Origin of the sequence: Halomonas sp. SpR8, from assembly GCF_031010195.1 — a bacterium.
Lineage (GTDB): Bacteria > Pseudomonadota > Gammaproteobacteria > Pseudomonadales > Halomonadaceae > Vreelandella.
Genome location: NZ_JAUAMC010000016.1, coordinates 21600 through 30972, shown reverse-complemented (window position 1 = coordinate 30972; position 9373 = coordinate 21600). Strand labels below are relative to the sequence as shown.

4 protein-coding genes and 1 pseudogene are annotated in these 9373 nt (G+C 48.1%); 4 read left to right on the top strand and 1 reads right to left on the bottom strand.

Translation table 11 applies throughout. The annotated features are described in order from the left end of the window. From QT230_RS20330 to QT230_RS20315, 4 genes and pseudogenes are all read left to right on the top strand, one after another. Positions 1-1406: pseudogene (locus tag QT230_RS20330) on the top strand (hypothetical protein); the annotation flags it as partial. A gap of 502 nt (positions 1407-1908) precedes the next feature. After that, entirely contained in the window at positions 1909-4038 is a 2130-nt protein-coding gene (locus QT230_RS20325; RefSeq protein WP_308323981.1) for a TolC family outer membrane protein, read from the top strand. Continuing rightward, a complete protein-coding gene (locus QT230_RS20320) occupies positions 4035-6278 on the top strand; it encodes a type I secretion system permease/ATPase (RefSeq protein ID WP_308323980.1) in 2244 nt (747 codons plus the stop codon). Before QT230_RS20325 ends, QT230_RS20320 begins: the two co-directional genes overlap by 4 nt. Before the next feature lie 63 nt (positions 6279-6341). Next, positions 6342-7583, top strand: a complete 1242-nt coding sequence (locus QT230_RS20315; protein ID WP_308323979.1) for an HlyD family type I secretion periplasmic adaptor subunit — start codon at positions 6342-6344, stop codon at positions 7581-7583. Here the strand turns inward: QT230_RS20315 and QT230_RS20310 are convergent. Next, entirely contained in the window at positions 7570-9339 is a 1770-nt protein-coding gene (locus QT230_RS20310; RefSeq protein WP_308323978.1) for a hypothetical protein, read from the bottom strand. The two genes, QT230_RS20315 and QT230_RS20310, sit on opposite strands and share 14 nt — an antisense overlap. Positions 9340-9373 lie beyond the last annotated feature (34 nt).

The following is a 9373-nucleotide window of genomic DNA, read 5'->3' as shown; positions in this document are numbered from 1 at the left end:
ACGGCCTACTGGGCGAAAACGGCCTGGTCGGCGGTCTGCTAGGCGGACTGGATCTCGCCGAGGGTGATCTGCTGAACGGCGTACTGGGCGAAGACGGCCTGGTTGGCGGCTTGCTTGACACCCTCACGGGCGAGAACGGCCTGCTGGGCAACCTCACCGAAGGCGACCTGCTGGGCGGTGAAGGCGGTCTGCTCGGTGAAGAAGGTCTGGTCGGCAGCCTGCTGAACACCCTGGTCGGTGAAAACGGCCTACTGGGTGGCCTGCTGGGCGATACGCCACTCGAAGGTGATCTGGTCACCGGCCTGCTTGACGGCCTACTGGGCGAAAACGGCCTGGTCGGCGGTCTGCTAGGCGGACTGGATCTCGCCGATGGTGATCTGCTGAACGGCGTGCTGGGCGAAGACGGCCTGGTCGGCGGCTTGCTTGACACCCTCACTGGCGAGAACGGCCTGCTGGGCAACCTCACCGAAGGCGACCTGCTAGGTGGTGAAGGCGGTCTACTCGGTGAAGAAGGCCTGGTCGGCAGCCTGCTGAACACCCTGGTAGGAGAAAACGGCCTGCTGGGTGGTCTGCTTGCTGGAGGGCTGACGAGCGAGCAAGGTAGCAGTCTACTTGACGGCTTGCTGGGTAATAACGGCCTGCTTAACGGTCTGCTCGGCGGCCAGCTCGGTGATCTGGATGAAGCACAGGCGGGCAATCTGCTAACCGATTTGCTGGGTGATGAGGGACTATTAGGTGGTCTGCTCGGCGATGGGGGATTGCTAGGAGATGGCTTGCTGGGTGAGCTAGGACTAACTGATCAGCTTGATAGTCTACTGGGAGGACTCCTCGGGGATGAGGGTCTGCTTGGCGGCGTGCTTGATCTCGTGAGTGACGACGAAGGCCTGCTGGGTAGCCTGCTAGGTGATGACAGTCTGCTAGGTAACGTGCTTGGCTCTGACGGCCTGCTCGGTGGTCTGTTGGATGACCTCGGTCTGGGTGGCTTATTGGGTGGCTTGCTGGGTGGAGATGGCGGCCTACTAGGCGATGGTGGCTTACTGGGCGGCATCCTTGGTGGAGGTGGCCAGTCCGCTAGCTTGTTAAGCGATGAGCCCAATGACTTCAGCATTGCTTCAGTTGACTTTGATAATCTTGCCGATGGACAAGAAATTGAAGAGTCGGACGTTGATTTGGAAGCATTGGGTGGACTGCTTCAGGATCAGGAGGAAGCGGAAGGGCTACTGAGTGACGATGATGTCGTAGCTCTACTTGAAGACAGCGGCCTCACTGAAGTGTCCGATGAAGAAATTGCTGAAAGTGAGTCTGGCGATGAACTAAGCCCAAGCGAGGTTGTGGACAACTTGGTTGAAGTTGGCGTTCTTGAAACAGATCCGCTCAAAAACGAGCTAGATCAGCAAGTGGTATAAGGCCTACGTTAGTAGCTGCCTAAGTAGTAAACTGCGCCGGGCCATTAGGCCCGGCTTTTTTGTGCGATGGAAAACTTTAAAAATTTAGAATTATGCTTATAAACGAAAGAGAGTGCGAGTATCCTAGTTCCCTCTTGACCCTTGGGCTTTGGGGGAAGAAACTGTATTGGGTGAGTTAGTTGGCTAGACAGTTTATTAAGAGAGTGTTTTCTCTGCGTTCATCTGTCAGAATGTGATGCTAGTTAGTTTGCGAATTAAAATTTTACATTTAATAAAGCGTAAACGTTCAATAAATAGTTGTCACCTTGAGATGAAATGGCATAAGCAAAAAAGTGGAGAGTTTTGTTCGATAAGCAATTTGCTGTTAAATGGCTGTTAATGTACTCATTGCATCTTCTTATGATCAGCCTGCCCGGATTTTATAATACAAGATTTGATAAGCTTGTGTTGTATAAAAGTCAAATTAATCAAAGACATATGTCGTATAGATATTGAGGGAAGAATGAGAAAGAAGAAAGTGCTACGTTCTTGTGTTGCTTCTTTTCTGGCTGGAAGTGTGTCATTTACCGTCCAAGCGCACGGGATAGTAGGTTTATCTGACTCTTCAATAGCGACAACAGTACGTCCATTATCGGGCAACAGCCAATCATCAAATACGTCTTTGAACCAGCCACGGAGCGATGACAACACCCGCCCTATAATACAAGAAAGACGTCAAGAGGCCGTCCCTCAAGAAGTTGCACCGAGCACTCAGCCTAGTGAACTTCAAGAGCAGGAATCTCGCCAAAATGCAAAAGTTACCATAACACGTTCGGGCTATAATCCTCGGCGTGAAAGGATGTCACCAACGCTACAAGAGACGCTAGTCGAAGAGCAGAAAAATCAAGTATCGCAAGCTTCTACTGGTAACGAATCGGCGCGGGACCGCGAAAACGAGCGAAGCAGGCAAGCTACTCAACAAAACACGTCTGCGCCCGTTAATAGGCCTTCACTGCTCAGCGCTGAAATGGTTGCTGTTGGCCGGAGGAGCCCGCCATCAAGTGCACAAGAGGCTGAAAACCAAATAGCCGAGGTGGACAGGAACAATTCTGAATCCCGATCAATTGAAAGTAATGACAGCATTGAAAACCAGGCCAGCAGGAATGAAGAAACCCCAGTGTGGGATCCTTCTGTTGCTATCTCATCGAATGAAAACGTTAATCCAGCCGTTGCATCTACAAATCAGGGAGTGGATCAACCATTAATTGAACAAGAGCAAATTGAAGGTTCGCCTCCCCCACAAGTTCAAATGCCGCTGAATTTTGATATTCAACGCTATGAACCAACGGTAGATGCAGGAAATCCCATGGATGACGCTGTGAATCAGCCGTCGACAATGCCAGTAGAGGGGGCTATAGCGCCTAACTCTACTGATGGTCTTAGCATCCAGGAGGCAGTACAAAAAGCGATTGCATCGCACCCTTCTATAACTGAAGCCTTGGGGCGCTTATATCAGCAAAGCGAGCAAGTAAACGTAGCAAAATCAGGCTATTTTCCTCAGATAAGTGCAGGCATTTCGACAGAACACCGTAGCTCTACAGGACGTTCGGAAGAAGCCTTAACCGTTTCTGCTTCGCAAATGCTGTACGATTTTGGTCGCGTTTCAAGTGAGGTTGAGGCAGAAAATTACGGTGTTGATCGTGATAGAGCTCGTGTATGGCTTGTTATGGATCAGTTAGCTAGAGATACGGCCCAGGCCATGATAGAAGCGCAGCGTTCCAAAGCACTGCTGGCTATTGCTCAAGAACAAATTGAAGGAATTGACGATATACGAGAATTAGCTGAAAGGCGCTCAGAGCTGGGTGCTAGCACACGATCAGATGAGATTCAGGCGAGGTCGCGACTGGAGTCGGCAGAGGCGACTAAATTACAGTTAGATGCACAGTTGAAAACGTCAGAAAATACTGTGCGAACACTCATTGGAGCCGAAGGCCCAGTCAGTATTGAGCAAAATTTCCCGCAGCCTTTGACGCAATCATGTGAGCTTGCGTCAGAAAATTTCGACAATGTTCCTGCATTGATGGTAGCAGAGGCTCAGCAAGCTGAAGCAAGAGCTATTATCGCGCAAACAGAGGCATCATTTTTTCCCACTGCCTCGCTGGAGGCTGGTTTTGATCAGTTCTTAAATACTGGCATAGTGGAAGATGATACAGATGTCACTATGCGATTAAATATAACTAGCAATCTCTATCAAGGCGGCGCGACAAGCGCTCGACGCCGAGCAGCTGATTTCAGCTTACAAGCTGCTCAGTCAGCAAAAGATAGTGCGCTTCTAGACTTATCGCGTAATTTGACGCAGGCAAAGCAACAGACAGATAGCTTTAAACTTCGCCTTTCTACTTTGGATGCAAGAGCCCGTAGTATCAGAGAAACCCAGGATTTATATCGCCAGCAGTATTTATCGCTTGGTACACGCTCTTTATTGGATTTATTAAACGCAGAGCAGGAAATTCACCAATCGCGCTTCGACCAAGAAAATACGCGATATGATCTCTATAGCTTACAAATTGACTGTCTCTATAATGCAGCTGATATTCGCGAGGCATTCAGCTTAGAAGATTCGATGGTTCAAGGGGTTAATGTAGCGCCATGAGTGATGAAAAAGACCAACACAACCAGCAGTCATCAAGTGAAGCACTTAACGAGAGCATGGACTCATCGCATGGTCAAGATTCTTCTAGCTCCATGGATTCCCAAAGAGACAGTAATCATCTTTATGCTGGTTGGGTTGAAGCGCTACTCGCAGTAGCTAAGCACTATCGTCTTGAATACTCAGATGAAAATGTGCGCTTGACGACAGCATGGAGCGAAGGAAAGCCTCTCGGTGAAGTTCTTAGAGTACTTGCTCTTCAGCTAGGAATGACGTTAAAGACTGAAAAGCTTAAAGAAAATAAGTTGTCACCTTGGAGGTTGCCGCTAGTCGTGCAGTTTAACGATGGCCAAGTTGCCGTCATAAAAACTATTAGTGCCGAGCAAGAAGTTGGAATCGCTTACAGTGGCGATCAAGGGTTAAATAGCTCTATTACTCAAAAAGAGCTTCTCGATAACGCAAGTGTAGCCGTTGTTTTAAGGCCAGCTAAAGCTATTCCGGATTCACGAGTAGATGATTATATTAAGCCTCATAAAAAAAATTGGCTGAGGAAAATTGTTTTAAGAGATATTAAACCGTATGGGCACATTATGTTGGCGTCTTTGATCGCCAATGTTCTTTCGTTAGCCGGTATATTTTTTTCTCGGCAGGTTTACGATCGAGTTATACCTGCTGAGTCAATGAATACTCTTTATGTGTTGTTTAGTGGAGTGCTATTAGCTCTCACTTTTGATTTTATTATGCGTCGGTCGCGGCTCAGGATTACTGATTTGCTCGGTAAAAGAGCTGATATGAGAGCCTCTGATCGAGTGTTTGGGCATGCATTAAGAATCAAGAATACAGCTAGACCAAAATCGACAGGAACATTCATTTCTCAAATACGTGAGCTGGAGTATGTGCGCGAACTGTTTACTTCGACAACGGTGACCGCGTTTGCTGATATGCCATTCTTTATACTATTTTGCTTTGTTTTTTGGTATATCGCGGGGTCGTTAGTGTTGGTGCCGATTGGTGCATTAGTGCTAATGATTATTCCGGGTTTATTAGTACAGCGTAAATTACGCCGATTAGCCAATGATTCAATGCGCGAATCATCTCTTCGTAGTGCTATGTTGGTAGAGAGCGTTCAAGGTATTGAAGATATAAAAACTCTTCAGGCAGAGCCGCGTTTCCAAAATCAGTGGAACCATTACAATGCTGTAACCGCGGATATGAATCTACGCTTGCGCTATGTGACCAACTCATTAGGCGTTTGGAGTCAAACAATACAGACGGGTGTATTTGCCACGGTTGTATTTTTTGGCGCGCCTATGGTCATGTCTGGCGATTTAACAACGGGTTCATTGGTTGCTGCTTCTATTTTATCCTCTCGTATGATGTCACCAATGACCCAGCTAACACAGGTATTGAGTAAATGGCAGCAGGCAAAAGTCGCGACTAATAGTCTCAATCAAATAATGGAGCGTCCTGTTGACAACCCTGAAGGGTCTAAACGGATACAGCGTTCTTCAATCAGGGGTAACTACGAGTTTAAGCAAGCTTTTTTCAAATATAATGAAGAGGATAGAGTCCCTTCTTTGCAAGTGAAGCAACTCACCATCTCGGCGGGGGAGCGTGTTGCAATTCTGGGCCGCAACGGGGCAGGAAAGTCAACACTGCTTCAGGCGTGCTCCGGGTTGTTAGAGCCCCAGTCAGGTGAGGTATTGCTTGATGGTGTTCGCCTTGACCATATCGATCCGGCCGATGTGCGCCGTGATGTAGGGCTATTAAGCCAGAACTCTAGACTATTTCACGGTACTATCCGTGAAAACTTGCTGCTCGGTGCACCAAATGCCACCGATCAAGAATTAATCGATGCGATTAACATGAGTGGCGCCCATGAAATTATTCGAAAGCTGCCTGATGGTTTGGACCATATTATTTTAGAAGGTGGGTTAGGGCTCTCCGGGGGGCAGCGTCAATCGTTACTACTCTCAAGGCTTATGATACGCCAGCCAAAAATTCTTATGCTAGATGAACCGACGGCATCACTCGATGAAACAACTGAAAAATGGTTCATTAAACAGCTTAAAACATGGCTACCAGGTAAAATGTTAATAGTTGCTACTCATAGATTAAGTATACTTGAATTGGTGGATCGTGTTGTAGTCGTTGATCAGGGGCGCATCGTTATGGATGATACAAAAGATAAAGTGATCGCTCAGCTCTCGGGTAAGCCAGCAAAACCACCGCGCAGCTCATAAGCAGCCAGAGGGAAGTGTTAATGATTGGGATCAGAGTAAGTAAGTACAAAAAGAGTGGTGGCTATGAGTGTTGATAAAAAAACAAAGCTTTCAAACAGCACGACACCAGATCTGACATTGTTAGATTTCGATGAAGACAGCCAACGTTATAATGCAGAAATTGATGACGCTACGATTGTTCGTTCAACGCGGGTCGTTTGGCTATTTTTTCTCGTAATTGCAGGCTTAGTCACTTGGTCTTATTTTGCGGAGGTTGTCGAGGTATCGACAGGTGATGGTCGCGTTATTCCAATCTCTAGGGAGCAAGTCGTTCAGTCGTTAGAGGGCGGGATCATTGCGGATCTGCGCGTGCGTGAAGGCGATATTGTCGAACAAGGTGAGGTGCTCGCTCAGCTTGACCCAACTCAAACCGAATCGAATGTGGGTGAAAGTGCTGCACGCTATAGAGCAGCTTTGGCTAGTGTCGCAAGACTGGAAGCAGAGGTGAATGATAGACCTTTAAGCTTTCCCGAGGAGCTTGATGATTATCCGGAGCTTACGGCGATGGAAACGTTGCTATACCACACAAGGCGAAATGGGCTTGAGAAGTCGCTTGCGGGTATCAACGAATCTTTGCAACTAGTACGTCAGGAACTGAATATTACTCAATCCCTCGTTGAGGTTGGTGCGGCAAGCAATGTTGAAGTGCTGCGTTTACGCCGCCAGGAAACAGAGTTAGCCGTTCAAGCAGCGGACACGCGCTCTGAATATTTGATTCTTGCGCGAGAGGAGATGTCGAAAGCAAAAGCTGAAGTGGAGGCGCTCTCCTCGGTAATTAGAGGGAGCACAGATTCGCTTACACGGCTGACGCTACGCTCGCCCGTTAGAGGTATTGTTAAGGATATTGAGGTAACGACCACGGGCGGGGTGATTCCACCCAACGGTCGTCTAATGGCAATTGTGCCACTGGATGATCAACTGCGTATTGAGGCACGAATATCGCCGCGAGATATTGCGTTTATCCATCCTGGGCAACCTGCCAATGTGAAAATTACCGCCTACGATTACACCACATACGGTGGATTAGATGGTGAAGTCGTACTGATCTCGCCTGATACAATCCAGGATGAGACTCAGCCGGAGGTTTTCTACTATCGCGTCATTATTCTGACGGATAGTGATGTACTAAAGAATGAGGACGGCACTGAGTTTCCTATCGTTCCGGGTATGGTTGCGACTGTAGATATCCGCACCGGTAGCAAAACGATATTTGATTACTTGATTAAGCCGATTAATCATGCACGAGAAGCGCTTAGGGAAAGATAGTGGGGGTACCATTCTTAATGATCTTGCTGGCCTGGGCTGCCTCATATAATGGGACTACCAGTTTGATCGCTTCAGTATGATTCCTGATATGCCACAGTCGTTCGAACTGATAAAGAAGCGCGGTTAGGTGCACATTCGAGGCGTTCACCTGTGTGAGGCAGGGCCTCTGTTTAGCAGCGTCGGTAAGTGCTTGTTGAAACTCTGCTTCACTGGTGCGTAATGGCCATCCCGCGCCTATCGGTTCCCAGAGCCAGCGCGTCCAGTTGCAGAGCAAAGGCTTGTTATCCACATGGCCGATCAGGTGTAGATGAAGACGAGGTATGACGATTTGCCTTGGCTGTAAATGAATTTCATGGCAAATATCTGGCCAGTGTTGCTGTAATTGTTGACACTTTTCCAGAGTGTTTTTTGGAGAAATGGAAATCAGCAAATCCCACGTTACACCCTTGAGCCTATCTGATAAGTGAGAGCGACTACGCTCGTAGCGTGAAATTAATTCATCAGGTAGCTCCAAGGCGAGCAACCTGTTGCGAATAGCAGGAAGAGCAGCTGCGCGTTTGGAGGCTGACATCCAGCCCGCTCGCAATGGCCACTCGAAGACATGGCAAGAATTGCCTTCCACATCGTGTACGCCGCAAAGGCGAGGAGCGAGCCAATCTGCGGGTAGCGTTTCAAGTATATCGCGCTCATGTAACGCGTTCTCCTCATTAGAGGTGTGAAATAGCTTGATCAGAAAGGCTCTTGGCTCATTTTTAGTGTTGGTATGTGTGATCAGTGAAGTGGCTTTGCCGCCACTTGATGTCCTGCAGCTGATTACGGTAACGTCATCCGTTGCATCATGATGCTGGCGTAAAAGAGTGTTGACCCATACTTCACGGTGTAATGGGGCTATCAACGCCATGAAGGCGTCATCGGTTTTAGCTCCTGGATGCCAGGGGACATCCGGCAGAAATAAGGCGCTAACCTTATTTTTCTGTTTGCTGAACATTGCATACGTGCCGTACACAGGAAATATCAGCACGATTGCTTGGCGCACTAGTAGCAAGGCAATGAATGCCGTTGCAAGACTTGGCAACACTCCGTGCCAGTAATTGGCGGTTAGCCAGGCAACAGCATAGAAAAAACCTGCTCCCCACCAAACGGTTGCCCTCATCTCCGGAGGTAGGGCTGCAAAAATGGTGGACGCAGTGGTGGTATGTTTTTGCCACAGAACAATGGTAAGGCCGATGATAAGGTAAGTGGTTAAGGCGAGCAGCATATATGGATAAAGGTGAGCCAGGAAGGCAAAAATAACCCCTATTGTAAATATCGCTGCGACAGCGCGTAGAAAACGTCGATATAGCAGAGCCGCATGCTGACGGTGGCCACTAAATAGTCCTATCTTTTGGTTTTTGTCCAAAATAAATGTGCTACCTCGGCGGCACACCCAGCCAATGAGAATTTCGCAGGTGACGTAAATGGCAAAAGCCAGGAAGGAGGCGATGCCAAGCACCACAATGAGTTCACGCTTTGGAAGCTCGCGTAGTAAGTCAGGCATCATCCAGGGGTACCCGTCAGTGCTCATGACCATCAGCAACTTCCAGGGCAAGAGAATTGCAGCCAGCATGGAAATCTGAGAAAGGATATACAGAGCAGTGCAAGTAAAGACATGCAGTGGCGTTATGCGCAGCAAGGCTGTAGTAATCTTTCCTAACCATAGCATCTCATCGCGGAGTCGGGCAGAGATATCACTAGGTGCTTTATTATAAATAGACATCTAATTATCGAGTCCCGTGAGGTTAACGCTTTAT

Coding starts and splice junctions, on each gene's coding strand:
- QT230_RS20325 (WP_308323981.1), top strand. CDS start 1,909: ATGAGAAAGAAGAAAGTGCTACGTTCTTGTGTTGCTTCTTTTCTGGCT.
- QT230_RS20320 (WP_308323980.1), top strand. CDS start 4,035: ATGAGTGATGAAAAAGACCAACACAACCAGCAGTCATCAAGTGAAGCA.
- QT230_RS20315 (WP_308323979.1), top strand. CDS start 6,342: ATGAGTGTTGATAAAAAAACAAAGCTTTCAAACAGCACGACACCAGAT.
- QT230_RS20310 (WP_308323978.1), bottom strand. CDS start 9,339: ATGTCTATTTATAATAAAGCACCTAGTGATATCTCTGCCCGACTCCGC.